The organism is Pirellulales bacterium (assembly GCA_036267355.1).
GTDB lineage: Bacteria > Planctomycetota > Planctomycetia > Pirellulales > DATAWG01 > DATAWG01.
The window spans coordinates 26,119-53,068 of the sequence record DATAWG010000072.1 but is presented as its reverse complement, the minus strand read 5'-3'; the positions used below and the strand labels follow the sequence as shown (position 1 = coordinate 53,068).

General features: G+C 61.6%; 17 protein-coding genes. 5 read left to right on the top strand and 12 right to left on the bottom strand.

Going from position 1 to position 26,950, the window contains the following annotated elements:
• Window positions 1-47 precede the first annotated feature (47 nt).
• Both VHX65_10930 and VHX65_10925 read right to left on the bottom strand, forming a co-directional pair.
• Complete coding sequence (locus tag VHX65_10930) at window positions 48-1,190, bottom strand: NAD(P)/FAD-dependent oxidoreductase (protein ID HEX3999056.1); 1,143 nt, start codon at window positions 1,188-1,190, stop codon at window positions 48-50.
• Entirely contained in the window at window positions 1,169-2,755 is a 1,587-nt protein-coding gene (locus VHX65_10925) for a cyclopropane-fatty-acyl-phospholipid synthase family protein (GenBank protein ID HEX3999055.1), read from the bottom strand. Before VHX65_10925 ends, VHX65_10930 begins: the two co-directional genes overlap by 22 nt.
• A 312-nt stretch (window positions 2,756-3,067) precedes the next feature.
• On the opposite strand from VHX65_10925, the gene VHX65_10920 reads away from it, so the two are divergent.
• Window positions 3,068-3,364, top strand: coding sequence for a DUF2934 domain-containing protein (locus tag VHX65_10920; GenBank protein HEX3999054.1), 297 nt, complete (start codon window positions 3,068-3,070; stop codon window positions 3,362-3,364).
• 135 nt (window positions 3,365-3,499) lie between these two features.
• On the opposite strand, the gene VHX65_10915 is transcribed toward VHX65_10920, so the two are convergent.
• The 7 genes from VHX65_10915 to VHX65_10885 all read right to left on the bottom strand — a co-directional run bounded on the left by VHX65_10915 (window position 3,500) and on the right by VHX65_10885 (window position 14,490).
• Window positions 3,500-4,984, bottom strand: coding sequence for a DUF1501 domain-containing protein (locus tag VHX65_10915; protein ID HEX3999053.1), 1,485 nt, complete (start codon window positions 4,982-4,984; stop codon window positions 3,500-3,502).
• Window positions 4,985-4,991: 7 nt separating this feature from the next.
• The gene (locus tag VHX65_10910) at window positions 4,992-7,913 is read right to left on the bottom strand and encodes a DUF1553 domain-containing protein (protein HEX3999052.1); all 2,922 of its coding nucleotides are present in this window, start codon (window positions 7,911-7,913) and stop codon (window positions 4,992-4,994) included.
• Window positions 7,914-8,033: 120 nt separating this feature from the next.
• Window positions 8,034-9,620, bottom strand: a complete 1,587-nt coding sequence (locus VHX65_10905) for a hypothetical protein (GenBank protein HEX3999051.1) — start codon at window positions 9,618-9,620, stop codon at window positions 8,034-8,036.
• 357 nt (window positions 9,621-9,977) lie between these two features.
• Window positions 9,978-10,781 (bottom strand): SDR family NAD(P)-dependent oxidoreductase, encoded by an 804-nt coding sequence (locus VHX65_10900; GenBank protein ID HEX3999050.1) that lies wholly within the window; start codon window positions 10,779-10,781, stop codon window positions 9,978-9,980.
• Between the two features lie 178 nt (window positions 10,782-10,959).
• Window positions 10,960-11,502 carry a DUF6174 domain-containing protein gene (locus VHX65_10895; protein HEX3999049.1) on the bottom strand — a complete coding sequence of 181 codons (543 nt, stop codon included), beginning with the start codon at window positions 11,500-11,502 and terminating at the stop codon, window positions 10,960-10,962.
• 259 nt (window positions 11,503-11,761) lie between these two features.
• Window positions 11,762-12,760 (bottom strand): sugar phosphate isomerase/epimerase family protein, encoded by a 999-nt coding sequence (locus tag VHX65_10890; GenBank protein HEX3999048.1) that lies wholly within the window; start codon window positions 12,758-12,760, stop codon window positions 11,762-11,764.
• Between the two features lie 296 nt (window positions 12,761-13,056).
• The gene (locus VHX65_10885; GenBank protein ID HEX3999047.1) at window positions 13,057-14,490 is read right to left on the bottom strand and encodes a hypothetical protein; all 1,434 of its coding nucleotides are present in this window, start codon (window positions 14,488-14,490) and stop codon (window positions 13,057-13,059) included.
• Between the two features lie 344 nt (window positions 14,491-14,834).
• Between VHX65_10885 and VHX65_10880 the strand changes: the two genes are divergently transcribed.
• Window positions 14,835-15,236 carry a hypothetical protein gene (locus VHX65_10880; GenBank protein ID HEX3999046.1) on the top strand — a complete coding sequence of 134 codons (402 nt, stop codon included), beginning with the start codon at window positions 14,835-14,837 and terminating at the stop codon, window positions 15,234-15,236.
• Between the two features lie 58 nt (window positions 15,237-15,294).
• On the opposite strand, the gene hisN is transcribed toward VHX65_10880, so the two are convergent.
• Both hisN and VHX65_10870 read right to left on the bottom strand, forming a co-directional pair.
• Complete coding sequence (gene hisN / locus VHX65_10875) at window positions 15,295-16,086, bottom strand: histidinol-phosphatase (GenBank protein HEX3999045.1); 792 nt, start codon at window positions 16,084-16,086, stop codon at window positions 15,295-15,297.
• 114 nt (window positions 16,087-16,200) lie between these two features.
• Window positions 16,201-16,629 (bottom strand): Rrf2 family transcriptional regulator, encoded by a 429-nt coding sequence (locus tag VHX65_10870; protein ID HEX3999044.1) that lies wholly within the window; start codon window positions 16,627-16,629, stop codon window positions 16,201-16,203.
• A gap of 607 nt (window positions 16,630-17,236) precedes the next feature.
• On the opposite strand from VHX65_10870, the gene VHX65_10865 reads away from it, so the two are divergent.
• A complete protein-coding gene (locus tag VHX65_10865; protein ID HEX3999043.1) occupies window positions 17,237-18,928 on the top strand; it encodes a DUF4038 domain-containing protein in 1,692 nt (563 codons plus the stop codon).
• Between the two features lie 84 nt (window positions 18,929-19,012).
• On the opposite strand, the gene treS is transcribed toward VHX65_10865, so the two are convergent.
• A complete protein-coding gene (gene treS / locus VHX65_10860; GenBank protein HEX3999042.1) occupies window positions 19,013-22,372 on the bottom strand; it encodes a maltose alpha-D-glucosyltransferase in 3,360 nt (1,119 codons plus the stop codon).
• A gap of 174 nt (window positions 22,373-22,546) precedes the next feature.
• Between treS and VHX65_10855 the strand changes: the two genes are divergently transcribed.
• Both VHX65_10855 and glgX read left to right on the top strand, forming a co-directional pair.
• The gene (locus VHX65_10855) at window positions 22,547-24,337 is read left to right on the top strand and encodes a glycoside hydrolase family 15 protein (GenBank protein ID HEX3999041.1); all 1,791 of its coding nucleotides are present in this window, start codon (window positions 22,547-22,549) and stop codon (window positions 24,335-24,337) included.
• Window positions 24,338-24,564: 227 nt separating this feature from the next.
• The gene (gene glgX / locus VHX65_10850; GenBank protein ID HEX3999040.1) at window positions 24,565-26,715 is read left to right on the top strand and encodes a glycogen debranching protein GlgX; all 2,151 of its coding nucleotides are present in this window, start codon (window positions 24,565-24,567) and stop codon (window positions 26,713-26,715) included.
• Window positions 26,716-26,950: the final 235 nt, after the last annotated feature.

Here is a 26,950-nt window from a genome sequence, read left to right as displayed (position 1 = left end):
TTGCGACAAAGCCTAGCCTGTCTTCTCTGCCGAGTTCTCACTTGATTTCACGCGCTGGCGAGTGCCGGCTCGGCGGCGTGAAGAAACCAGCGGTCGAGAATCACGTGGCGCGAGAACCAGCGCGACGCAAACAGCTTCGCCCCCAAGAAGTTCATGAGCGGGGCCGGGAGCCAATCGGTCGGCCCGGTCGATTGCGGGGCGCCAAAACGCTGCTTGATCCGTGCGGCATAGGGGGCCAAACGCTCGACCGTGAAATCGGCCTGCTGTCCCTGCTTCGCCACCGAGAGAATCACGTCCGCGGCCAGCAGGCCCGATTCGATGGCGGGGCGGATTCCTTCGCCGCTGTGGGCATAGGCGAATCCCGCGGCATCGCCGATCAAGAGCATTCCGTCGTCGATCAGTTTTGGCGCTACGCGCTCGTAGAGCTGATACGCATGGCCATGAAACCTCGCGGGAATGTCGCACGCCACCTTGCCGCGCTGGCGAAGAAAATCGGCGAATTGGGCCACGTGCTTGCTCAGCCCGTGCGTATCGAGCCGGCCCAGGCCGATATTCAAAAAGTTTCCTTTGCGGAAACACCAGCCATAGCCCTGCATGTCGTCGCAGAAGAACAACTCCGGCACTTCCGCTTCGACGGTTCCCCGGGCCAGACCTTCGGCGCTGGCCTCGAACTCGATTTCTTGCGCGGCGACGACCGATGCCGACGGGTCTTGCCTTGCGCCGAGCCGGGCCGCGATCGGGCAAAAATGCCCACCGGCGCCGACCAACATCCGCGTTTCGATCTCGCCGTTGACGATCCAACGGCCCGCCGACCGCTCGAACGAACGGACGGATTCACCGAGGCGCACCCGAGCGCCGCTGCGATCGAGCAGATAGCCGTCGAACTCGCAGCGGCGGATGCCGAAGCTCACCGGCCGACCGTAATGGGTTTCGATTTCGCGGCCGCCGACAAGGCCGGTGCGAAATCCGGTCAGCGGTTGAAAGACGCGTTTGCCGCCGGCGATGTATTCTTCGACATCGAGGCCGAGCGTCGAGACAACTTGCGGCGTGATCCAGCCGGCGCAAGGCTTCATGCGCGGAAAGGTTTTCTTGTCGAGCACGAGCACATCGACGCCGCTCGTACGCAGCTTCCCTGCGCACGACGATCCGGCCGGCCCTCCGCCGACGATCAAGACGTCGCAGGATTGCATGCAGGGGTCCTTGATGCGTGCCCGTTTTGGCTATTCGTGTTTTGGCCGTTGGCGTCTTGGCCGTTGGCGTTTTGAGCGCAATGTCCGTTGTCGCTTGGCAACTGGCCGTTCTCGTCCGACGAAGGCTGCGTTGCCACCGCGGGAACCTTGTCCGGACCGCCCGCAAACCAACTCGGGGCCGGCGGGAGCGACGTTTCGTATTGATAACGCCGTGTCGAGGGAACCTGATGGTTGGCGCCGGGAGCAAAGAGCACTTGAAACAATTGCAGCGCCCCGGCCTCGAACGCCGCCAGCGAGCCAGCCAAATACTGCCGCCACATGCGGACGAACCGCTCGTCGAACATCTGCAAGACCTGCTCCCTGGATTTTTCGAAGCGGTCGAGCCAGTGGCGGAGCGTCAGGGCGTAGTGCAGCCGCAGGTTTTCGGCGTCGAGCAAAGAGAACTCGCGCGATTCGAAAATCGTCATCATCTGGCTGATCGACGGCGGAATCGCACCGGGAAAAATATGCCGATCAATCCAGGGATCCATCGGTTGCGGGCGGTTACGGCCGATCGAATGGATCAGGCCGCGACCGTTCGGCTTCAGGCAGCCGTGGATCACTTCGCCCAATCGCCGGTAGTTTGGCGGGCGGACATGTTCGAGCATGCCGACCGACACAAACGCGTCGCACCGGCCGCGGATATTGCGCCAATCTTCTTCGACGAATTCGACGCGATCGTGCAATCCCTCCGCCCGAGCCCGAGCCCGCGCGAAGACGATCTGTTCGTGTGACGTGTTGAACGCTCGCACGCTGACGCCGTATCGCCGGGCCAGATGCAGCGCGAGGGCCCCCCAGCCGCAGCCCGCTTCGATCACGGTTTCGCCCGGCTGCAGCCATAGCTTGCGAGCCACGTGGTCCATCTTGGCCACTTGTGCCTCTTCGAGCGACATGCTCGGTTCGGCGAAATAGGCGCAGGTATAGAGCATCTGCTGGTCGAGCCAGAGGCGGTAGAAATCGTTGCCCAAATCGTAGTGGCGATGGATATCCTGCTTGGCCTGCGCGGCCGTGTTCGGATGGAGCAACTGGCGGAGAAATAGCAACGGCCGATTCGCTCCAATATCGGTGCGCCCGATCCGCATGAGCGCCCGATCGAGCGAGATCAACATCTGGGCCATATCGCCTTCGACATCGAGCCGACCGCGGCTATACATTTCGCCAAATTGCATTCGCGGATCCAGAGCGACGCGCCACAACGCCGCCCGATCGTGAAACCGCAGCCGCGCGGCGGGGGGCTCGGCGGATGTACAAACTTCTTGCCCATTCCATAGCACGACGGCGATGGCCGGGTCACCCAATTTGCGAAGCGCTCGCTCGACGATCCGACGCGACCAGCGCAGTTCCGACTCTCGGGCCGGGGTCCTCGATTGGGGGGGTTGCGCGGTCAATGCCGCTCCGCTCGAAGATGAAGCGGTTGCGGTCGAAGACGGTCGCGTCGGAGGGGAGATGTCTTGGGCCGCGATTTCCGATGCGGCCCCGTTGCGGCTTAGCTCGGTCAGTCGCTGCGAACTCAGGCGTGAATTCATAGGAGTCGTTCCTGCTTCATGCGGTCAAACTCGGATTCGATCCGTCACCACTTCCCAGCGGATCCTAGACGAATTGTTATCCGATACCGACCGACATTCTGCAAGCCCCGTGCCATAGCACGTCCTGAAAACGTACCACTACCGCATGCCGGAATTGGTAGGCAAAATGATCGCAACCGGCTATCATGATGAGCAGTGTTGGCCGGGACCCGGTCTTGGCCGGTAACTGCATTGGCGGAAAGTGGTGAGGGATTCCAGCGGCGGCGCCGAGACAGTCTCGACGCCCAATCACGACCTCAAGGAGGACGAGCGATGCCACCGATCACGAAACCACAGGCCCGAACGCAGCCCTCGCAAGCCTCGTCGCAGCCCCCGAAGGCTCCATCACAACCCTCGCAAGCCACGACGCAGCCCCTGCATGCCGCCGCCACGCCCCAGGCAAGCCCGCCAATTGCCGACAGCCGGGCGGAAGAAGGGGGCGGGCGCGAGAACGAGATTCGATCGATCGCGTATCGAAAGTGGCAAGAAGCCGGCTGCCCGGCAAGCGACGGCGTCGAGTTTTGGCTGGCCGCCGAAACAGAGATCCTGCGGCGCAAAAAGCCTCGTTGAACTCGGCGCGGCGTCGCCGGTCATGGCGTTCGGCGCCGCCGGCGTCGTTCTTCGCTCCAGCCGAATAACGCACGATCCACTAGCCGTGGCCAGTGTGTGTTTGAATCCGGCCTGGGGATGTTGCTTTTTTCGAATCTACGACAAGATTTCCGTAATGACGCGGCCATGGACGAACGTCAGTCGCTGATCGGCGCCATTGAATCGAAAGCTAAGCCGCTTGTAATCCAGTCCGAGCAAGTGCAGCACGGTCGCATACAGTTCCCAGACCGAGGTCGGATTTTCCGCCGCTTCGTAGCCGAATTCATCGGTGCTGCCGTAGCTGAACGGCGCTTTGACTCCCGCCCCGGCCAGCCAAACGGTAAAGCCCTTGGGGTTGTGGTCGCGGCCATTCGCGCCGAGCTGGAACATCGGCGTGCGGCCGAATTCCGTAACCCACATCACGAGCGTGTCGCCGAGCATGCCGCGGCTCTTGAGGTCCCGCAATAGCGCGGCGGCGGGGCCATCCAGCACCGGGCCATGCTTGTCGTATTGCTCCTTGAGCTGTTTGTGCCCGTCCCAATTGCCGACGCCTTCGCCCATCGCATAAGCGCCATTGAAAAGCTGCACGAAGCGCACGCCGCGCTCCAGCAGCCGGCGGGCCAACAGGCAATTGCGCGCGAAGCCGGCTTTGATCGTGTTCGGGTCGTCGGTTCCATAAAGCCGATGCATGGCGGCGGTCTCCTGCGACAGGTCGCCGACGAGCGGTGCGCTGAGTTGAAGCTTGGCGGCGAGTTCATAGCTCGCGATGCGAGCACTGAGCTCTGTATCGCCGGGATTCCGCTGCTGATGCCGATCGTTGAGCAACTTGAGAAAATCGCGCGTCGCCAAATCGCTTGCCGGGCTGATTTCCGCGGGGCGGGCGAGATTCCGGATCGGCCGCTGGGCGTTGAACGCAGTGCCTTGAAACACGGCCGGCAGGAATCCACTTCCCCAATTCTGCGGACCGGCTTGCGGCACGCCGCGCGGATCGGGAATCGCCACATAAGCCGGCAAATCGTCGGCCTCGCTCCCCAACGCATACGTGACCCACGCGCCCGCGCTCGGATAACCCTCGGCCGTGAAGCCGGTGCTCAGGAACGTTTCGCCGGGACCATGCGTGTTCGTTTTCGACGTCATCGAGTGGATGAAGCACATATCGTCGACAAGCTCGCCGAGCCGCGGCAACAGGTCGGAAGTGAATTTGCCACATTGGCCGCGAGGACGGAACTGCCACGGGCTGCGGGTGAGATTGCCGAGCTTGCCTTGAAATGTCACGACATTGGCGTTGCCCGGCATCGGCTTGCCGTCGTACTTGATGAGCGACGGTTTGTAGTCCCATGTGTCGAGTTGGCTGCACGCACCGGAGCAGAAAATCATCAGCACGCGTTTCGCCTTCGGCTCGAAATGCGGCGATCGGGCGCGAAGCGGGGCGGCCGGATCGATGCGCGGCTGCCACGGCGCCGGATCCGTCGAAGCAAGCAAGCCATCGCGATGGAGCAAGCTGGCCAGCGCGACGCCGGTCAGTCCGCCGGCCGTGTGGCCCAAGAAATTTCGCCTGTCCAGCAATCGTCGTCCTTCGTGAGAAATGATCGGAGTTGGCATGCGATCCTCAAGGCAAGTAGACGAGTTCGTTCGCGTTCAACATTGCGCGGCAAAAGATTGGCAGCCCTTCGTGGGCGACTAGTTTCTCGGCGGCGCGCAGTTCCTCGCCGTCGGGCGCTCGACCGAACGCCAACCAAAAGGCACGCTGGATTTGGCCCGGCACGTCGTTTGGCCGGTCTCGATTCAATCTTCGCGCGAAGCGCGCCGTCTGTTGTTCGACGAATGAGCCGTTCAACAGGTTCAACGCTTGCAGCGCGGTGGTGGACGTATTGCGCTTCGCCAACGGTTGCGCTGAATCGGGGCAATCGAATGCGCCGAAGGTGGCGTCAAACTGCATGCGCGGCTTGTCGAGATAGATCATCCGTCGCCATTCGGCCGGCCCGAATGTTTGTTTGGGGAAATAGACCTTGACGTAGTTGTTATTCGGCTCGAACACATCGAATCCCGGGCCGCCCATTCGTGTTTCGAGCGTGCCGCTGACCGAGAGAATGCTGTCGCGAATCGGTTCGGCATCCAGCCGCCGCGAGCGAAATCGCCAGAGAAAAGTGTCGTCGCCGTCGATCGCCGCATTGCGCGCGTCAAAGCGGCTCGACTGGCGATAGGTGCTGGAAAGCAGAATCAGCCTGTGGATATATTTCGGCCGCCAGCCGTTTGCCATGAATTCGGTCGCCAACCAATCGAGCAACTTCGGATGCGACGGCTTTCCGCCGTTGAAGCCAAAATCGCTCGGGCTTCGTTCCAAGCCCTGGCCGAAGTGATACATCCAAATTCGGTTGACCATCACGCGGGCCGTCAGCGGATTGCTCGGATCAGCGATCCATCGGGCCAGGGCCAACCGGCGCTGAGCTTCCGGCGCGGCGCTCGACAGTTCGAAGGCTTTTCCCACTGCCGCAATCGAGCCCGGCTGCACTTCTTCCTTCCGCTGCATGGGGTCTCCGCGGTTCAGCCGGTAGGTCGGCTCGCCCGGCTGCGAGAAATTGCCAGCATAGGCGACCGGCGGCTGCGATTGTTTGAGCCGAGCGCTGGCGAGGGCAATCGACGCCTCAAGCGACTCATACTTCAATTTCTGTCCACTCGGCAATTGCGACGGATCGAGCGGGATCGGGGTCGCCCGTGGATCGTATGGCTGGCGGTCGTCGCTCGTGGCGACCGTCTGCCATTTTCCCGGCTCGATCGCGACCTCGATCCGATAACTCGTTGCCAGCCGGTCGCGGAAGACGCCTTCGCGATCACGGGCCCACACGATGCGGTCGATCCGCGTCGGCTCGCGCAATTCGATCTGCACCCACCCGCGCCCGACTTCATTGGAAATCCAACTCCACGAATTGCCGTAGTGCCCGTCGTTGATGTGCGGCAGTTGATGAAGCTTGTAGGTGCCATTTGCGAATGTCCCCGATGCACTGGCCGCGCCGCCGGCGCTCGCCAAGGCAACGTTTCGAGGCGGCGGCCCCGCCGAATAGATTTCCAGTTCGTCGATGCAGGGTTCGAGATTGTTCGTCGCGCGAACGGTGAACCGAACGTACTTCGCCATCACCGCCTCGAAGCGATCGACATTGTAAAGCGGATTCACGGCCGCCCGCAGCCGAGCGGATTTCTTGTTCGATGAATGCGGCGAATCGCCGCTCCGCGATCGAACGCGTGCCAGCGGCTCGATGCTCACGGCGATCGCTCGCTTTTTCTGCTCCGCTGCCGCGATTTCTTGCTCGATCGCGCGCCGCCGGCGACCTTGCTCCGGCGACTCGGGCAGCGCTCGCTCGCCGTGTTGCACGCCTGCGAAGATCGCTTGCATCGCGTAGTAATCGCGTTGCGTGATCGGATCGAATTTGTGGTCGTGGCATTTCGCGCAGCCGGATGTCAGTCCGAGGAATGCCGTGGTCGTGGTCGAAACCATGTCGTCCAATTCGGCCAGGCGCTGCAAGCGAGTAAGTTCGACATCCGGACTTTTCACTTGGTCCCAGGGCCCGGCGACCAGATAGCCGGTGGCGACATCGGCCCCAATCTGCTCCCCGGCTAATTGCTCGGTGATGAATTGCGTGTAGGGCTTGTCCGAGTTGAACGATTCGATGACATAATCCCGAAACGGCCAGGCATTCGGGCGAGGCCGGTTCATTTCGAATCCGTCGCTCTCGGCGAAGCGCACCACGTCGAGCCAATGCCGGGCCCAACATTCGCCATAATGCGGCGATGCAAACAGCCGATCGACCAACCGTTCGTAGGCATCCGGCGATCGGTCCGCGACAAACGCCTGCACTTCCTCGGGCGACGGCGGCAGCCCGAGCACGTCGAGCGTGGCGCGGCGGATCAGCGTTGCGCGATCCGCCTCGGGCGATGGCTCGAGACCGTTTTCCTCAAGTTTCGCCAACACGAAGGCGTCGATCGGCGTACGAATCCAGTGGGCATTTTTCACTTGCGGCAATTTCGGCCGCACTGGCGCCTGCAGCGACCACCAATCGCGGCCGGCTCGCGTGTCGGTGGTCGTCGATAGGGGGTCGAGCACGCGACCTTTCGTCCAAGCGGCTCCGGAATCGATCCATCGTTTCAACAGGACAAGTTCCGCCGGCTCGACGGGCTTGGCCTTTTGCGGCGGCGGCATTTCTCCGGCTTCGATTCGCGTGATGGCGTAGCTATTGTCGATATCGCCGGGCTTGATCGCAGGTTCGCCGCTCTTGCCGCCCACTCGGGCCGACTCGAGAGAAAGCAAACTCAAGCCGCCGGAATTTTCGCCCGGATTATGGCAACCCGCGCAACGCCGCAGCAGGATCGGTGCTACCTGGCGATCGAAATCGACCCGCTTGGCGGTTGGAGTTGGCGAAGGGGCCACGGTTGCAGCATCATCGGCCCGAGCGACGGACCAACCTGCGATGCCGACTATCAGAGCGGATATGAACACCGCCGTCCGGATGGAGAAGGCGATAGCGATGCGATCCATGAGGAATATTTGCGTAGGCTGCAGCAAGAACCGGCGCCTTCCAATTCCCGGCAAAAGATTCCGCCGAATAACGGCGTCCGGATGCGAATCCAAAAAATCGGGATGGAAAGCGGACAACGTTCACACATGAAGCAAACGGCACGCGTCGGCATAACCCGGCGCCGGCTGGCCGTATTCACTGGCTGTCACCCTCGCCAACGCCACGAGTTGCCGCCAGCGAAACGCGGGACGGGCCGCAGCAAACTCTTCGGTCGCGGTGCGGTAGTATTTCTCTGCATGCAGCGCGCCGTCTTCGCTGACCGCGTACTTCAACAATATATCCAGGATCGCGCGCGGCGACTGTCCGAGCTCGCCATAGCGGTGAACTGCGGCACAGGCGAGCGGCTGATCATTGGCACGGATGGCTTCCTCGGCCTCGCCCACCAGCGCCGCGGGATCCTTGCCCCGCACTCTTTGCAGATGTTCGGGCAGCGGATAAAGATCCTTGCCCACGCCGCCGAAATTGCCCACGCTTGGCCCGACGTTGTATGCCGCGACAATCAGGCTGGCGAAAGCGCTTCGGGAATTGCTGACCCGCGCGATGTTGCGCCAAGCATTGGTGGCGTCGGACGCATGCACACCGGCCGAGTCGCCATGAACGCTGTTCTTGGCCTTCACGAATTGGCTTCCCCCGGTGCCGATCGGCGACGGGCGTCCGGAGTCGGACAGCAGCAGATGGTTGGCTGCCAGTGAGATGGCTTCGCCGACCGCCTCGGGATCGAACCCTTCGGCCAAGGCCGCCGCCACTGCCTCGGCCGCCCGCTCGTGGTTGCCCGCGCTGATCGTTCGGGCGAGTTCGTCGACCCAAGCGTCGTCTGCCGGGCGCCTGCCAGCGGTGCGGCCGATCAGCTTGTGGCGATCGAGCAAGCGCGGCAGCGCCGTGCGGATGCTGGGCTCCAATCCGCCGTCGATGCGCCGCTCCCGGTCCATGCAGAAATGCACCGACTGCCGCAACAATGTCTGAGCGTGTTCCTTGCCGGTCAGGTCGAGGGTGGCCCAAGCTCGCCAAGCGAGGACCGCGCAATGAATGCCATCGGCATCCGGATAAATCGCTTCCTCGACGATCGGCTGAAGATCGTTGTAAGCAATTTCCGGATTGCGGAGGACCAGAGCCGCGAAAATAGCGTCGGCCTCCGGCAAATCGCGGTTTTGAATGGCTTCGCGCAACAGTTCGGTGCCCGAACGGCCAGCTGCCAAGCTGCGGGGTTCGACCGGTTTGAGGGCCTCATGCTGGGGTCCGCCCGAGCGCTGAATCGTCTGGGCGTTGCGATAGAGCACCTTGAGCACCGGCAAAGCTTGCCGGGCTTCCGGAAGTTCCTTTGCCATTTCGAAAGCCGGCGCGAGCGCCATGAAGGTGTGCCAGCCGACGTAGTCGTGGCCGCCGAACTGCCGCGCATTCGCTAGCGCTCCCGCGGCGACCAGTTCGCGCAATGATGTGCCGTCGCGGAGTTTTTTCACAAGGATCGGCAATTGCTTTTCGGCCGGAATGTCCTGCATCAGCCCGGCCAGGGCGTCAAGCTTTCCAAAGGAAAGGCGCGCCGGCCCTTTGTCGTCGGCGAAGGCACGCGGAGCCAATTCCAGATCTGTGGCGATCGTAGCGCCCACACTGGCAACCAACATGCCTCGGCCCACATCCTCCAAAAACGCTCGACGAGATTGATTGGCCATCGCTCCTCCCTTTTCGGCAAAACGCCGCAGTCGCCGCGAATATCGGCAAGAGACCGATGCAAAATGTTCCCCCATTGAATGTTGTTGTAGCAACACGGCGGGCTGCGTCAATCAAAATCGGGAAGTATCCGAGCGCTCGGCTCCGGTGACAAACCGCCAAGCTCAATCCGCGGAGACCGGAATCGCCAGGCAATCTAAGCCGAAGCGACGGTCTTACTTGTGCGTGCTTCCTTGCTTGCGCTGCGCGCCTCCAGGCGGGCGTTGCACCGCGTGTGCCATTGGTTCTGCCAGTGTGAATGGCCGAAGCGTTCGCCCAGCAGCACCGGCGAAGCCAGTGGCACACGGCGGGGTTTGCGCTTACGTCAGGCGGCGGACGATCCAATCGCCCAAGCTGGGCGAAAGAGCGCCCAAAGCAAGAAGAAGCCGAACGGCCGTTGGGTAAATCAGCTCCGTGCGGCGACGCTCGCAGGCCCGCAGGATCGCGCGGGAAAGATCCTCGGGTTGGATCGCCCGGAATTTTACGCCGGCGCCCGGCTTGCGGGCTCGTTCGGGAAGGTTCGCGGTTTGCTCGGCGTAACGCTGGGCGGTGTCGGGACGGGCGATTGGTCCCGGCGAAACCAATAAGACATGCAATCCGCCCGGCGAAAGTTCGAGGCGCAACTGCTGTGTGTAGGCGGCTAGCGCGAATTTCGACGCCGGATAGGCGCCCACATACCGCGTCGCCGCTTTGCCGGCCAGCGAGCTGATGTTTACCAGATGGCCACGGGTCTTCAATAGATGTGGCACCGCCGCCCGAACGCAGCGCACGACCGACAAGAAATTCAAATCCAACAGTTCGGCGAATTCCTCCGGCGTCGTGTCGATCACTTGTCCACGGGCCGAGCGGCCGGCCGCATTCACCAGTGCATCGAGGCGGCCGAATTCGTCGATCGTGCGGCGGAAGAGATTTTCGACGTCGGCTTGCTGCGTAACATCGGCGGCGACGGCAATCGCCGAGCCGCCGGTTTGCCGGATCGCATCCACGACCGCCTCCAGCCGCTCGGCATGTCGGGCAGCCAAGACAACTTTCGCTCCCGCGGCGGCAAAAGTCTTTCCTAACGCACTGCCCAGCCCGCCAGACCCGCCAGTAACCAGCGCGACTTTGTCGGTCCAGTAGGGCATCGGGGACGGGTGGGGGTGAGGGGGAGGAGACGGGCGAGGGTGAAGGTGAGGGGAGGAACGTGGGCCGGACGAAAATCGAGGCCGGGCGCGGGAGCGCCGATTGTCTTAATAAACTGGGGCTTTGAGTAGCCCCGCGCCGATCGAATCCCGAATTCCGAACCGCGAGACGCGTGGGCGCCTATTGCAATGCGCGGAACGACCTGATCCGCCATTCGACGGTTTGGCCCCCCGACATTTCGGTGCGGCGATAGACGCGCGGCAAACCGGTGTCGGGATCGAACTCGGCCTGTTGAAAAACGACGGGGGATTGGCCGGCGGCATCGGTGTTGCGATCCAGGTCGAGCTGGATGATTTCGAAGAGTCCGGCGACCGACCAATTGTCCCAGAGCCGGGGCGGCGCCGGCTCGCCATTGATCGTCATCGCCGTGACCTGCCGCTGCCGCACTTCGACATGAATTTTGCCGCTTAACCCGAGGCTCTGTTCGACATTCATTTCATAGCTGGCCGGCCCGAATTCGGCCCAGTGCCGCTCGGCATTCTTGAAATCGGCTGCGGTCATGCGCGGCAGTTGGCCGCGGCTGCTGATAAGGAGCACGACGACCGTGGCCACCAGCCCAAGCGTGACTCCCAGCACGATCGCCCCGGCCACGAACCGCAGTGAGATTCGCGATCGGCGACCGACGACTGGCCTCCGTTCGTCGTCAAATCCGTTGATGGGCATGGACGGGGAAATGACGAATGTCGAATGACAAATGTCTAAACGAAGGCTCGGCCGAAAAATAACTTCCGCTGTTTGAACGCCTCACCCTGCCCTCTCCCGCAAGGGGAGATGGGTCTGTGGAGAATTATTTGTCGGCCCAGCCTAAGAAACGTTTATGGGCAGCCGGGCGTTACGAATCAGCGTCGTGATTCGGCATTCGGGAATCGGGAATCGGCATTCGGCATTCTTTCGGCATTCGAGCTTCGTCCTTCGTCATTTTCTATTTGCCTGCGATGATGAGATCGAAGCGGCGGTTTTGCTCTTCCAGCGAGATTGGCCCCGGCGATTCGATCGTGCCCCAGCCGCCGTATCCGACTTCGTCGAGCGCCTTGCGCACTTCGGGCCAATTGACGCTCCCTTCGCGGAGCGTCGGCCAGGTGCCGCTGTGGCGGTCGGCCGAAAGCTTGTAGTCCTTGACGTGGCATTTCACGATCAGCTTGCCGAGCGTGCGAATCCACTGCTCGGGCGGAATGAGATATTTCACCATGTTGGCGATGTCGAAATAGGCCTGAATCCACTGGCTATCGCACGCCACGATGAGGTGTTTGAAGAACTCCGGCCGCAGCCACAGATTGTTCCACACCTCTTCGACCCCAACGATCACGCCCGCTCGTTCGGCAATTGGAATCAGCTTTCGCAGGTTTACGAGCGACGTTTCGGTGGCCCGGTTTTGGGCGTCGATATACGCCTGGTATCTGCTGTTGTCGCCCTTCACCACGCGATTGAGTTTCAACGTGCGCTCGTCGAAATCCAAATCGAGCTCCCAGGGATTCGGCATCGGCATGCCGCCGACTTTGCAGGGCACCAAGAGCACCGTGTCGGCTCCGTAAGCTTGCGCGGCCCGGAGGGCGACCGTGGCCGAGCCGAGCGAGTTTTCGACTTCGTTGGCCTTGCTGCTGTTGAAATCGAGCCACCCGCGGAGGACGGAATGAACGCGCAGGCCGGCCGCCTCGACTTTTTTGCGCCCCTCGCGGGCCGTTTCCGGCGAGACGTTCCAATCGAGACATTCGATTCCTTCGAACCCTGCTGCCTTGATCTTGTGGAAATCGTCTTTCAGCGTGGCGAAGACGGCCTTGTGAAACGGATGGCGGAACGGGCCGGTGACGGCCGGCTCTTCCGCTTCCGCGGCGACCGCCGAAACACTCGGCAACCAACCGACTCCGGCAACCGCAACCCCGGCAACCGCAGCTCCGGCGGCCACAAACTGGCGACGTGTCATGGATCGACTCATAAGGATCTTACCTGCAGGATGTTGTTTTCGAATTGTTCCGCGGCCCCCTGACCGAGCCCGACGCGCTAGCAGGGAAATTGAAAATGGCTTGCGGATCGTTGGTTTGTCTGGAGGGTTGACGACGCGGCTTTGGTTTTACCGGCGCCTAGCGCCACGCCGCTCACGTGGGCTATCCGAGCGTTAGCGGCAAGCGCTAGCCGCCGGTGATTCGGCTCAGGGGAACGCCTGAATTTGTTTCGCGTCGATGAGTCCCTAGTATAACGACCCAGGAAACCACGTTACACCTAAACCACTTGCATTCGGCGAAACTCGGCGAGCGCCGACAATACGGGCTTCGGTTGACCCGCGGGATTCAGCAATCCTCGGCTGTCGGGGCGCGGGGCGGGCGCGTCGCGCAAGTCGTTCCACAGGATTCCATGCACGCTCGATTTGGCCGACATCAATTGCAAATAGCTTCGGAGCCAAGCCAGTTGGCCGGCGGAAGTGAATCCCTCGCCGTCACTGGGAATCGTCAGCAGAACCACGAGCGGCAATCCGAGTGCGGCCCAGCGATCGAGTTGTCGGCTCAATTCCATCGCGTCGCGCGGTAGCGTCGATTCCGGGCCGACGCCCAGGTTTAGTTCGAGACCGATGCCCGCCAGCCCGAGATCGGAGCGCACCAGCGCATCGGCGAAATGCAACGGCGGCAAATCGCGTTCGAGTTGGCCCAGATAGTCGCCCCACGGTTGATCGAAGGTGACCATGACCGGCGTACGGTTGTCGATGTTGCGCACCGTCTCGACCGTCCGCACCGTCAGCCGCAACACCTCTTCCTCGGAGAGGGAAAGGGCTTCTGCGGTGTTAACACGTGCGGCACAGTTCCAGAGGTGCACCCGACCTTTGATTCGCGTCACTACCGCGCGAATTTGGTCCGTCACCACCGATAGGATGTTCGTAAAATCCCCTTCCCACAGATACAGCCAGTCGGGCAAGGCCACGGGCTGCAAATCCAGCAGTGGTCCGCAGACAACTCGCAACTGATGGGCCGCGCACCATGCGAGTTGGCCGTCGACCAATTCCCACTGCCGCCGGCCGGCTTGTGGCTCGATCTGGCTCCAAGCGCAGGGGAGCACGGCCGAATTGAACGCCGCAAGATACGGCTCGGCCAGCGTTCGATCGGGAACGACCTTGTCCAACGAACCGCCCAATAAAATCGCGAGCCTGGCCGCCTGCCCTTTGCGCGCCCGGATTGCCTGTTGGGCAAATGCATCGACCAGCAAATCACTCCCCGCCAGCGCGGCCTCGATCGCCGCCTGGGCTTGAGCCGCCGCTTCGGTGGGGTGGTCTTGCGATGTTGCGGCTACCACGAAATGCTGCATCGCCTGCTTCAATTGGGCCGTCACGCCCGCGGGGGGCGCCAATCCGGCCGCGTCCCATCCGCCAACCTGATTTCGCAGCCGGCAGATCACGCCCCGCGCCAACTCGACGGGCAAAATGTAGGGCTCCGCTCGCTCGGCAATCGTCCCGGTGATGAGCACCAATCGGCCGCGCGTGGCGGTTTGCCACAGGATGTGAAAATAACCCGATTCGCTTTCCGGTCGCTCGACGGTGATGCCGGTCGCGGTGCGCGTGACGCGCGTTTGCCACGGCAGTTGGTCGAGGGCCGACAGGTAGGCTCGTGGGGGAGCCTCGGCCGGGAGAAATTCGCCGAGCGGAACCAGGAAGCCGACCTGACCCATCGATTCGCAATCCTCGCAAACGCCAATAAGAAACCACTATGCGGAGTCTACACGAGCCACCGGCGAATGTCGAATGACGGACATTCGCCGACGACAGGCCGCTCGATGCGTCGACCGCTCGGCGAATCCGTGCGATGGAATAGAACAAGAAAAATTTCATCCTGTTTCACCACTTGACCGCTTTTGACCTATAGTTTCGATGTCGAGTTGGCTGGCGTTCGCCGGGCGGCTCGGCCTACGAGCAGGAATGAAGCGTCCGGCTCGGTTCTCACGGTTCCCGCAGGTCCGCAAGCATTTGCGTCAGCGGTAGAACCGGATCTTTCTCATCTCCTGGGAGCACAACGATGTACACACGCACCCGCATTACGGGTCTGGGTCTGTTGGCCGGAGCTTTCGGCGTCGTGCTGAGCTTGTCCGCTTGGAACAACGGCATTGCCGCGACTCCCGGTAAGTCGGGCTCATCGGGCCAAGTGGCGAACAACGGCCGATCCGATCCGGAAATCCACCGCGCGCTGCACACGCTCCACGAAGCACGGCATGAACTGCAACATGCCCGTCACGATTTCGACGGTCATCGCGAGGCCGCCCTGCATGCGGTCGATGAAGCGATCAAGCAATTGGAAGTTTGCTTGAAAACGACACGCAACGGCGGGTCGTCGTCCAATTCGACGACCGGATCGAGCGGTTCGGCGAGCAACGCATCGCAATGGCGCCAGAACCACAATCGCCTCTCGTCCGGCAGTTAATATCGTTTTCGCCCCCCTATTCTTTCAAAAGCTAAGACGGGTGCGAACAAAGGCGGGCTCAGCCGCGGATCGTGGCGAGGGTTTCATTCAGCACCAGGCCGTTGGTTGCCAAACCCTCGCCGGAGTGGATGGTTGGGCGGCCTTGCCAGTCGGTGAACGTGCCGCCGGCTTCTTCGAGAATCGGCAGGATCGCGGCGGCGTCCCAAACGTTCATGATCGGGTCGACCATCAGTTCGGCCCGGCCGGTCGCCACCATCATGTAGCCATAGCAATCGCCCCAGGTGCGCGAAAGGCGGGCGGCGGCTTGCAATCGTTCGTAGACGGGCATCGCGCCGCGCGGGCCGAAGCTGGCAACTTCGCTCGTGCAAAACAGCGATTCGCAAAATCGCTCGGTTTGCGAAACACGTGCGGGAATTGGCGGGGCATTGCCGCGAACGTGCCAGGCGCCGCTTCCCACGGCGGCGTAAACGCATTCATCGAGCGCCGGCAGATGGATGATGCCCAGCACGCTTTGCGAACCGCTCTCCATGCCGATCAGCGTGCCGTAGAGCGGCACGCCGTGGATGAACGATTTCGTGCCGTCGATCGGATCCAAAATCCAGCGGCAGCCGCTCGTGCCCGGCCGATCGGGAAATTCCTCGCCGACGATTGCGTCGTCGGGAAACGCGGCGCCGATCCGCTCGCGCAAAAGTTCCTCGGCCTGCCGATCGGCGACGGTGACGGGCGACGCATCCGCCTTGCGCTCCACGGCCAGATCGGGCCGCTGGAAATAGCCGAGCGTCAGCCGGCCAGCTTCTTGGGCGGCAGCCCGGCCGACTTCAAGCCGATGAGCGAGTTGCGTTGGATCCATGTGGGCAAGATGGAGGGGAAAGGGAGGGGGCGGTGAACCGGGCACAGGGATCAGAGGCCAAGGGGGACGGTTAGCAACGCGACTGAGCGCATCGGCCGGGGGCTCATGGAGTGGCTACTGGGACGGCCGGGCTTGCTCCCGATGGCCCGGGGTTTTCAACAGGCTTGCCAACTTGATTTCCGAGAGTTGCCGCCTGGATGTGGCGGTCACCTGTTCCAACGCTTCACGAAGCTTCGTTTGCGATTCGTGGGGCAATCCTTCGGCCACGGGCGGGCCCGACATCAACGGGCCATCCACCGCTTCGATCACCTCCAACAGCGAGATATCCTCGGGCTTGCGCTCGAGTGTGTAACCTCCATCAACTCCGCGGACCGATTGCAGAATGCCATGCGTCACCAGGTTTCGAAGAATCTGCAGCAAGAATCGTTCGGGCATGTGCCCTTCGGCCGCCAATCGGCTGCAGGGAATTGGCGAACTCGATTCGGAAATGGCCAATTGCAATGTTGCTTGCAATGCATAACCGACCGTTCGGGATAATTGCATTGGGTGGAAACCTCCTAGTTCGCCACCGTGATCTAAGCCGATGGGCCTTCGCATGAAGAGCCCCGAATGCGATGAATCCCTGCATTCGTCGGGCGATCCGGCTCGATCGCGACATGGGATGGGTAGGATCCATTGTGTGCCTCTCGAGTTCCGCAAGACCGCACCCAGCACCATCGATGTTTGCTGTTCGGCGTGCCTCCTTTCGAATGGGCCACGAAGATTCGACGGCCCAACTGTCGCGCAATAGCGGCGCGATTTGCATTATTCCCCCGGCAGTTAAGCTAGCAAGCACACGCGGCGAAGTCAAAAATATTCAGCAAGAAACCAGCGACGGGCGTGATTTTCAGCGCTGCGATTTGGCCCGGAATCCACGGACAACTTGTCAAGAACCGCGCGTGACTTTTCCGGCCGTTCGCGATTGCCGAGAATCGACCGGCTGCTGCAAGTGGCGGCGGGGCCAGACGCTCGGAAGCGGCGGCCGCCAACAAAAATCGGAGAAATTCTCCGGCAATCGAAGTCCGGTCGTGCCGGCAGACCTTGCCGAGACCAAGCAATTGACAACCGTCGGAGTTCGGCCTAGCGTGGTCGGTTGTGTTTGATCCGCGCCATGCAAGGTAAAGAAGTGATGAAAATCGCAGTTTGTATCGGGTGGTCGATTGTCGTCGGGCTTGCATTCGCTGCGGCTTCGCCCGCGGCATGGGGCGCGGAAATTGAGACGCAAGCGAATGTGCCGGTCGAAGTGTCGCTGAAGGCCGGCGTCGCGCATGCCGATCCGTTCAACGAGGTGACGCTCGATTTGGTTTTTACCGAACCGGATGGAAGGGTGCTGCGCGTGCCCGCGTTTTGGGACGGCGGCGATCTCTGGAAGGCCCGTTATTCCTCGCCGCAGTTCGGCCGGCACACATGGCGGAGCGAATGCAGCGATACACACGATGCAGGGCTGCATGGCGCCAGCGGCGCGATCAGGGTTTCGGCCTATACGGGCGATAATCCGCTGTTCAAGCATGGGCCGGTGCGGGTGGCGGCCGACAAGCGGCATTTCGAATATGCCGACGGCACGCCGTTTTTCTGGCTGGGCGACACATGGTGGATGGGCCTATCGCATCGGCTCCATTGGCCAGAGGATTTCAAACAACTCGCGGCCGATCGGCGGCAGAAGGGATTCAATGTCGTGCAGATCGTGGCGGGCTTGTATCCCGACATGCCGCCGTTCGATCCGCGTGGGGCGAACGAGGCCGGCTTTCCTTGGGAAAAAGATTACAAGCGGATTCGGCCCGAATACTTCGACGCTGCCGACACGCGGCTCCGTTATCTGGTCGACCAGGGCATTTCGCCCTGCTTGGTCGGCGCGTGGGGATATTTCATGCCCTGGATGGGCGTGGCGAAGATGAAATCGCATTGGCGGTATTTGATTGCGCGATACGGGGCCTGGCCGATGATCTGGTGCGCTGCAGGCGAGGCGAATTTGCCCTGGTATCTCGCCAAGGGATTTCCCTACGACGACCGCGAGCAGGTACATGGCTGGACCGAAGTGTTGCGATCCATCCGCGAGACCGACCCCTGGCGCCGGCCGCTGACGATCCATCCCACGGCAATAAATCAATACACGTCGCGTCATGCGACCGACGATCCGGCGCTATTGGATTTCGATATGCTGCAAACACCGCACGGCGAGTTGAGCGCCGGGCAGGTTGCCGTTCGGGCGGTGAGCGAGTCGTATGCCGCGAAGCCGACGATGCCGGTGGTCGACGGCGAGGCCAGCTATGAAATGCTGGGCGATTCGTTGCCGACGCGCTGGACGCGGGCGATGTTTTGGCTCTGCCTGACGAATGGCGCCGCGGGGCACACGTATGGCGCGAACGGCATTTGGCAGGTGAACCGCCGGGGCGATCCGCACGGCAAATCGCCGCACGGCGGAACCTACGGCAAAATTTCTTGGGACGACGCAATGCGGCTTCCTGGTTCCGGCCAAGAGGCGCTCGGCAAGAAATTCTTCGAATCGCTGCCGTGGACGAAGCTGGCGCCCAAGCCCGGCGCGGCGAGTTGGTCGGCAAAGGGATCTGGCATTCCGCCACAAGCCTGCGGGATCGGCGATTCGCTTTTGGTCGTCTACGCCCTCGATCCGCTCGGCGTCGACCTTCACGGCCTCGCGGCGAATTCGAGATACCGCCTGACGATCTTCGATCCCGTCAGCGGCGATCGCAGCGCGGCAAAGACGATTGTCGCCGACGCTAAAGGCATGGCAAATGTCGCCTCGCCGGCGAAGGACCACGATTGGGTGCTTCTGCTGGAAAAGTAATCGGCGGCGGGCACGGGTGTAGCCGGATCGAAAAAGGCTAACGCGTTGCGGCCCGTGAGTTACCCGCGGCTAGCGTCTTGCGGCTTACGAGGTCCGCGGTTCGTCGAGCAATTCGATGATGCCGTAGAGCGGGATGCGGGCCCAGTCGGGGCGGTTGTTGAGCTCGTAGCGAAGTTCGTAGAGCGCTTTCTCGAGCATGTATACGTCGAGCAGCACCTGCGATTCTTCGAGCGATGCGGGGATGAATGATTGGCCGTTGGCGACGGCCATATAGGCTTTCAAAAACGCCTCGCTCGTCCAGGCCGTCCAGAATTGCATCCAGCCGCGGAGGCGCTGCAGTTCGTCGTGGCCACGCGACATGCTGGCGATCTGGTCGGCCAAGGCCGAATAGCAAGCGTAGTCGAACGAGCGGATCATGCCCGCCAAATCACGGAACGGCGAGGCTTTGATCTGTCGCTCGTTGATCGAACGCGTGGGCTCGCCTTCGTAGTCGATGATGACGAAGTCGTTGCCGGTGTGAAGAATCTGGCCAAGATGAAAATCGCCGTGGCAGCGGATGCGCATGGCGGTAATTTTACGCTCGGCGATTTGCTTCAATCGCCTGTTGATTTCGGCCTCGCGCGACAAGACGGCTTCGGCCCGCGGGCGCGCGATTTCGGGCAGTGCGGCGACTTTGCGTTTCAGGAGCGCGAACGTGCGCACGGCCGTGTTGCGCATCGTCTGATAGAGCGATCGCTGGTAGAAGGGCGTGAAGGGCTCCTGGCCGAACTGGGGCTGGTCGGTGGGCGTGGCCAGCGCGATGTGCATTTCGGCCGTGCGTCGGCCGAGCAGCGCGGCCGATTCGAGATACGAGCCGAACATCGCGTCGGCGCGGGGCGGCGGATCGCCGGCGGCCAGTGTCAGAAGCGGGGCTCGCGGCAGCAGTTCGGGCGGCAATTCCGTCAGCGGTTGTTGAACGAGAATGCCTTCGAAATAATCTTCGACGGCTTCGAGCGTGTAGTTCCAAGCGGTTCCCTGGTTGTGCACAAAGCCTTCCAAAACCGCGACGGTGACGACCGGCCGCTGCGGCGCCAGGTATTCGATCGCGCCGGTGAGGGGCGGCGAGTGCGAATAGGCGACGGTGTCGGTGAGAAATTCGCCGATTTCCAATTCCGGATTCACGCCTTCCTCGAGCCGGCGAAATTGCTTGAGCAGGAATTTTTCGCCATAGACCAGCGTGCTGTTGCTCTGCTCGGCCTTGACGGCGGTCACCTTCAGCGGTTCGGGCGTCTGGCTTCGCAGGCGGCGGAAGGCTTTGGTCGGCCGGCCGGCAAGTTGCCCGACTTCGCCATGAAATCGCCGTTTGGAGCTGATCATTTCCAGCATCATCTTGCTGAGATCTTCGTCGCCAAACGCGTCGTAGAGCACGCCCGAGGTGCGAGCCCCGCCTTTTTTCACTTCGATGCGGGCCATGATGCTCGCGGCCCCGGCCGACTCGCTCGAGCGCACATGTTCCTCGCTGGCGAAACCGACCGGCATCAGATACACCTCCGCTTCGCCTTCGTTGTAGATTACTTGCACGACGACATAGGCGATCTTCGCCGGGCGCATGGGAATGACGTCGGAAATATGCGCGGCACGGATCGTGCGGGCTTTGCCGCCGAACCAGCGCCTCGAGGCCAAAAAGCCGGGGAATAGTTTTTCCAAACGCCGGCGACCGGCCGCCTCGAACACGTCGTCCCAATCGCCGTGGATTTCGACCAGCGGAATCTGGCTTTCCTGCAACGCTTCGCTCGTGGGCTGCGCGGATCGGTCGGCGCGATGCGCCGCCGACGAGTGGATGCCAAACCAATAGAAACCGTGCGCGGCGAGCGTTAGCAGGTAGGGCGATTCCTTGATTTGCGGAAATTCCCCTTGGCCAAACATTTCCACCAGCGTGCTGCCGGCGAACGAGGCCAGATCGAGCTCGACGTATTGCGGAAAGCGCGACAGATTCGCCACCACCAGCACCTGTTCGTCGTCGATACGCCGCAGAAAGGCGAACACTTTGGGATTGTTCGGCTGCAATAGCTCGAACGACCCCCGCCCCAGGGCTCGAGATTGTTGCCGCAGCCCGATCAGCCGCTGCATCCAGCGCAACAGCGAACTCGGATTCTTCTGCTGTGTTTCGACGTTGACGGTTTCGTAGTGGTATTCGTAATCGATGATGACGGGCAGGAACAATTGCTGCGGGCCGACGTTCGAGAAACCGGCGTTGCGGTTGTAGTTCCATTGCATCGGGGTGCGCACGCCGTTGCGGTCGCCGAGATAGATGTTGTCGCCCATCCCGAGTTCATCGCCGTAGTAGATCACCGGCGTGCCGGGGAGCGAGAGCAGCAGGCCGTTCAGCAGCTCGATCGTGCGCCGGTTGTTCTGCATGAGCGGGGCGAGGCGGCGGCGAATGCCGAGGTTGATCCGCGCCTGCGGATCGCGGGCATAGGCGCGATACATGAAATCGCGCTCCTCGTCGGTCACCATTTCGAGCGTCAGTTCGTCGTGATTGCGCAAGAACACCATCCATTGGCAGACGTCGGGAATCGGCGGTGTGTCGGCAAGCGTTTCGACGATCGGGAAGCGGTCTTCCATTTGCACGGCCATGAACAGCCGCGGCATGAGCGGAAAATGGAAGGCCGTGTGGCATTCGTCGCCATTGCCGAAATAGTTCACCGCGTCTTCGGGCCATTGATTGGCCTCGGCCAATAGCATCCGGCCTTCGAAATGGGCGTCGATATGGGCCCGCAGCTCTTTGAGAATCGCATGCGTCTCGGGCAGATTTTCGCAGCTCGTGCCGTCGCGCTCGACCAGATAGGGGACGGCGTCGAGCCGCATCCCGTCGACTCCCATGCCAAACCAATAGTCCATCACCTCGAGCATCGCCTTCCGCACTTCGGGATTGTCGAAATTCAGGTCGGGCTGAAAGCGATAAAATCGATGCCAAAAATAGGCCTGGGCCACCGGGTCCCAGGCCCAATTCGACGTTTCAAAATCCTTGAAGATGATGCGGGCTTCCTTGTAGCGATCGGGCGTGTCGCTCCAGACGTAAAAATCTCGCCAGCGGCTGCCGGGCTTGGCGATTCGGGCCCGGCGAAACCAGGGATGTTCGTCCGAGGTGTGGTTCAGCACGAGTTCGGTGATCACGCGCAGCCCGCGCTCGTGGGCCTCGCGGAGAAAGGTGCGAAAATCGTGCAGCGTGCCGTATTTGGGATGGATGCCATAATAATCGGCGATATCGTAGCCATCGTCGCGCAGCGGAGAAGGATAGAATGGCAGCAGCCAAATCGCCGTGACACCCAGGTCCTGAAGATAATCGAGCTTGCGCGTCAGCCCGCGGAAATCGCCGATCCCGTCGTCATTGTCGTCGAAGAAAGCCCGAATATGGAGCTGGTAGATGACGGCATCTTTGTACCACTGTGAACCGGCGGGCATGGGGCGGGCGGCTAGGGTGAGGGGTTAGGGTGAGGGAAAGGAAGCACGCGGCTACGGTTTAGGTGAGGATGAACATAGGCGCTTAGCGGGTTTCTTTGTCGCAGGCTTGGAACGGTCCGCGATTTTCTCTTGGTCTCTAAACCCTCACCCTAACCCCTCACCCTACTTTCCGACATGGCATCGCGAATCGAAGATTATGCTCTGATCGGCGATTGCGAGACAGCCGCCTTGGTCGGCCGGGACGGCTCGGTCGATTGGCTATGCGTTCCACGGTTCGACTCCGGGGCGTGCTTCGCGGCGCTGTTGGGCGCTGCGGAAAATGGCCGCTGGCTGATCGCGCCGCAAGGCGAGGTTCGCAACGTCCGCCGTCGCTATCGCCCGGATACGCTCATCCTGGAAACCGATTTCGAAACTCCCGAGGGAGAAGCCACGCTGATCGACTTCATGTCGGCGCGACGCGAGAACCCCGAACTTATTCGAATCGTTGTCGGCCGACGTGGGACGGTCCGCATGCGAACCGAACTCATCATGCGCTACGAATATGGTTCGGTCGTGCCGTGGGTCCGAAAAACCTCGGAAGGCTTGGAAGCAATTGCCGGGCCAGACAGTCTGCATTTGACCACTCCCGCGCCTCTGCACGGCGAAAACATGCACACGGTGGGCGAATTCGCGGTCGCGGCCGGTGAACGCGTGCCGTTCACGCTCCGCTGGTGCCCGTCGCACCGCCGCTCTCATTCTAATATTTCCGCGGATGATGAATTGCAGCGGACCGAGAAATGGTGGCGTGATTGGTCGGACCGCTGCACGTATCGAGGCCCGTGGCGCGAGCAAGTCGTCCGCTCGCTGATTACGCTCAAAGCTCTGACCTATCGGCCGACTGGCGGCGTGGTGGCGGCTCCGACGACTTCGCTACCGGAGCAACTCGGTGGCACGCGCAATTGGGACTACCGCTACTGCTGGCTTCGCGATGCCACGTTTACGCTCTGCGCAATGATCGCCGGCGGCTATCACGAGGAGGCGGGCGAATGGCGCAATTGGCTGATGCGCGCCATTGCCGGCGATCCGGCCGCGATCCGCATCCTGTATGGCTTGGCGGGCGAACGGCGGACGATGGAATGGGAGGCCGATTGGCTGGGCGGCTACGAGAATTCGCGGCCGGTGCGGGTGGGCAATGCCGCCTCGGGCCAATTGCAACTCGATGTTATTGGCGAGGTGATCGATGCCATCCGCATTGCCCATCGCAGCGGCATGCGGATCGACGACGATGATTGGCGGCTGGTGATGGGGTTGGTGGAGTATTTGGAGTCGGTGTGGCGGCAACCGGACCACGGCATTTGGGAGATCCGCGGCAAGCCCCGGCAGTTCACGTATTCCAAAGTGATGGTGTGGGTGGCTTTCGATCGAGCCGTCAAGGCGATCGAACATAGCCGCCGGCCCGGGCCGCTGGAGCGATGGCGCAAAGTGCGCGACACGGTTCATGCCGAAATCTGTAGCCAGGGCTTTAATTCGAAGCGGAATTCGTTCGTGCAATATTATGGGGCCGATTGCGAGGACGCGGCCCTGCTGCTCATGCCGCTGATCGGCTTTTTGCCCTGCGACGATTCGCGGATTGTCGGCACGGTGAAGGCCGTCGAAGAACATCTGATGGACCACGGCTTCTTGCGGCGCTATCCGGAAGCAAGCAATGTCGATGGGCTTCCGAGCGGCGAAGGGGCTTTTTTGGCGTGCAGCTTTTGGTATGTTCAAGCCATCGCGATGCAGGGCAGGAACGACGAAGCACGCGAGCATTTCGACCGCTTGCTCAAGCTCACCAACGATGTCGGCTTACTGCCCGAGGAATACGATCCGAAGCAGCAGCGGTTTGTCGGCAATTTTCCCCAAGCATTTTCCCACGTCGGACTGATCAACGCCGCCTGCGCCATCTCCGCTGAAGGGAGCCCGGCGGAAATGCGGCAGAGCGGTTAGGCTGCCGTCGCTTGACGACCCCGACGCGCGAAAATCGCAAGGGAGCTGCCGAATCAAGCTGGGTGGTGAAGTCTCGCTTGCGGTTTCGCGCGTTTGGCCCTTCGTTTCGCGCGTTTCGCGTCTTTCGTGGTTGCTGCTTCGTTCGGCCTCGTCGGCGTGGCACGGCATTCGCATTGCCGGGCCGGACTGAAAAATACGCGTACCAATCTTGGAGGGGAGACGATTGCATGAGAGTTTGGCCAGGCCGACCCTATCCGCTCGGGGCGACGTGGGATGGCGTCGGCGTCAATTTTGCCCTGTTCAGCGAACACGCCACACAGGTCGAACTCTGTTTGTTCGATTCACCGGCAGCGACCAAAGAATCGGTAAAGATCCGCATGCCGGACGTCACCGATCTGGTCTGGCATTGCTATCTGCCGGACGTAGACCCGGGGCAGTTGTACGGCTACCGTGTTTACGGGCCGTACGAGCCCGAGAAGGGACATCGTTTCAACCCCGCCAAGGTCGTGCTCGACCCCTACGCCAAGGCCATCGGCCGCGATCTCAAATGGTCGGAGGAAATGTTCGGCTATAAGATCGGCGATCCGGCTGCCGACCTGTCGCGCGACGATCGCGACAACGCCGCTTTCGTGCCGTTGGCGATCATTGTCGATCCGGCATTTACGTGGGGCGACGACCGTCGGCCGCGCACCCCGTGGCACAAAACGATCATCTACGAAGCCCACGTCAAGGGCTTCACGAAGCTCCATCCCGGCGTGCCCGAGGCCGCCCGCGGAACCTATCTCGGCATGGCGTCGGAAGCTGCGGTCCGCTATCTGTCTGAATTGGGCGTGACGGCAATCGAAATTATGCCGTGTCACGAGTTTGTTCACGACAAATTTCTGCTCGATCGCGGCCTGCGCAATTACTGGGGCTACAACACGATCGCTTTCCTGGCGCCGGAAAGCAGCTACGCCTCCGGCATGACCGACGGGAAGGCCGTCCGCGAGTTCAAGCAAATGGTTCGCGTGCTGCACAGCGCAGGCATCGAGGTCATCATGGATGTGGTGTACAACCACACTGCCGAAGGCAACCAGATGGGGCCGACGCTTTCGTTGCGCGGGATCGACAATGCTTCGTACTACCGCGTGGTGCACGACAATCCGCGTTACTACATGGACTATACCGGCTGCGGCAACACGCTCAACATGCGCCATCCGCGTGTCTTGCAGCTCATCATGGACAGCCTGCGCTATTGGGTCACCGAGATGCACGTCGATGGCTTCCGCTTCGATCTCGCGAGCAGTCTGGCCCGCGAACTGTTCGAAGTCGACCGGCTGGGTGCGTTCTTCGACATCATCCACCAAGACCCGGTGATTTCGCAGGTCAAGTTGATCGCGGAGCCGTGGGACTTGGGCGAAGGAGGCTATCAAGTCGGCAATTTCCCGGTCGAATGGACCGAGTGGAACGGCAAATATCGCGATGCGATCCGCCGCTTTTGGAAGGGAGACAAAGGCACGATCTCGGAGCTTGCGACGCGGCTGTGCGGCAGCGCCGATTTGTATGAATCGAGCCGCCGCCGGCCCTATGCGAGCATCAATTTCGTCACCGCCCACGACGGCTTCACGATGCACGATCTGGTGAGCTACAACCAAAAGCACAATGAAGCCAATGGCGACGAGAATCGCGACGGCGAATCGAACAATCTCAGTTGGAACTGCGGCGCCGAAGGACCGACCGACGATCCCGAGATCAATCGCCTGCGACGGCAACAAATGCGCAATTTCTTTGCCACGCTATTGCTCTCGCAGGGCGTGCCCATGATTCGCCACGGCGACGAATTCGCCCACACGCAAAAGGGCAACAACAACGCCTATTGTCACGACGACGAACTGAGTTGGCTCAACTGGGAGCACAACGACGAGCAAAAACATCTGTTGGCGTTCGTCTCGAAAATAATTCAATTGAAGCGCAACGAGCCCGTTTTTCGGCGGCCGAAGTTTTTCCAAGGGCGGCCGCTGCGCGGCTCCGGCGTCAAGGACGTTTATTGGCGCGATCCTTCGGGCAAGGAAATGACCGAAGAAGCCTGGAACTCCGGCAAGACCGGCTGCGTCGGCGTGCATCTCGCCGGCGACACCATTACCGACATCGACGAGCACGGCGAGAAACTGCAAGGCGACACCATGCTGCTGCTACTGAACCAGGAGCACACGGGCACGAAGTTCATCTTGCCGGAACATAAACCCGACGAATATTGGGAACTCGTGTTCGACACCTCGGAGCCTCCTCAACCGCAAACGACGCTGCACGGCGGCGATCAATACGCGCTCGACGGCCGGACGACGGCCCTCTTCCGCATTCGCCATAACGCGCCGGAAGTGCCCCCGGTACCGATCTAGCGAGATCGTAGTAGGCACACTCCGTGTGCCGGCGGCGATGCCGGTTCGCTCTCGCTCGCAATCGGACATCGCTAAATGTTTGCTCCGTCAATCCTCCGCTTCGCTCCCGCTTGCGTGCGGCGGAAACGCTCGAACGGCGCGGTGGAATGCGTTTCAAGTGGCCGACGGCATACGGAGTATGCCTGCTACGTAGTAGGCACACTCCGTGTGCCGGCAGCGATGCCGATTCGCTCTC

What these genes read in the sequence shown, in the direction of transcription:
- VHX65_10930 (HEX3999056.1), bottom strand. Translation starts at nt 1,190, where the DNA reads ATGCAATCCTGCGACGTCTTGATCGTCGGCGGAGGGCCGGCCGGATCG.
- VHX65_10925 (HEX3999055.1), bottom strand. Translation starts at nt 2,755, where the DNA reads ATGAATTCACGCCTGAGTTCGCAGCGACTGACCGAGCTAAGCCGCAAC.
- VHX65_10920 (HEX3999054.1), top strand. Translation starts at nt 3,068, where the DNA reads ATGCCACCGATCACGAAACCACAGGCCCGAACGCAGCCCTCGCAAGCC.
- VHX65_10915 (HEX3999053.1), bottom strand. Translation starts at nt 4,984, where the DNA reads ATGCCAACTCCGATCATTTCTCACGAAGGACGACGATTGCTGGACAGG.
- VHX65_10910 (HEX3999052.1), bottom strand. Translation starts at nt 7,913, where the DNA reads ATGGATCGCATCGCTATCGCCTTCTCCATCCGGACGGCGGTGTTCATA.
- VHX65_10905 (HEX3999051.1), bottom strand. Translation starts at nt 9,620, where the DNA reads ATGGCCAATCAATCTCGTCGAGCGTTTTTGGAGGATGTGGGCCGAGGC.
- VHX65_10900 (HEX3999050.1), bottom strand. Translation starts at nt 10,781, where the DNA reads ATGCCCTACTGGACCGACAAAGTCGCGCTGGTTACTGGCGGGTCTGGC.
- VHX65_10895 (HEX3999049.1), bottom strand. Translation starts at nt 11,502, where the DNA reads ATGCCCATCAACGGATTTGACGACGAACGGAGGCCAGTCGTCGGTCGC.
- VHX65_10890 (HEX3999048.1), bottom strand. Translation starts at nt 12,760, where the DNA reads ATGACACGTCGCCAGTTTGTGGCCGCCGGAGCTGCGGTTGCCGGGGTT.
- VHX65_10885 (HEX3999047.1), bottom strand. Translation starts at nt 14,490, where the DNA reads ATGGGTCAGGTCGGCTTCCTGGTTCCGCTCGGCGAATTTCTCCCGGCC.
- VHX65_10880 (HEX3999046.1), top strand. Translation starts at nt 14,835, where the DNA reads ATGTACACACGCACCCGCATTACGGGTCTGGGTCTGTTGGCCGGAGCT.
- hisN (HEX3999045.1), bottom strand. Translation starts at nt 16,086, where the DNA reads ATGGATCCAACGCAACTCGCTCATCGGCTTGAAGTCGGCCGGGCTGCC.
- VHX65_10870 (HEX3999044.1), bottom strand. Translation starts at nt 16,629, where the DNA reads ATGCAATTATCCCGAACGGTCGGTTATGCATTGCAAGCAACATTGCAA.
- VHX65_10865 (HEX3999043.1), top strand. Translation starts at nt 17,237, where the DNA reads ATGCAAGGTAAAGAAGTGATGAAAATCGCAGTTTGTATCGGGTGGTCG.
- treS (HEX3999042.1), bottom strand. Translation starts at nt 22,372, where the DNA reads ATGCCCGCCGGTTCACAGTGGTACAAAGATGCCGTCATCTACCAGCTC.
- VHX65_10855 (HEX3999041.1), top strand. Translation starts at nt 22,547, where the DNA reads ATGGCATCGCGAATCGAAGATTATGCTCTGATCGGCGATTGCGAGACA.
- glgX (HEX3999040.1), top strand. Translation starts at nt 24,565, where the DNA reads ATGAGAGTTTGGCCAGGCCGACCCTATCCGCTCGGGGCGACGTGGGAT.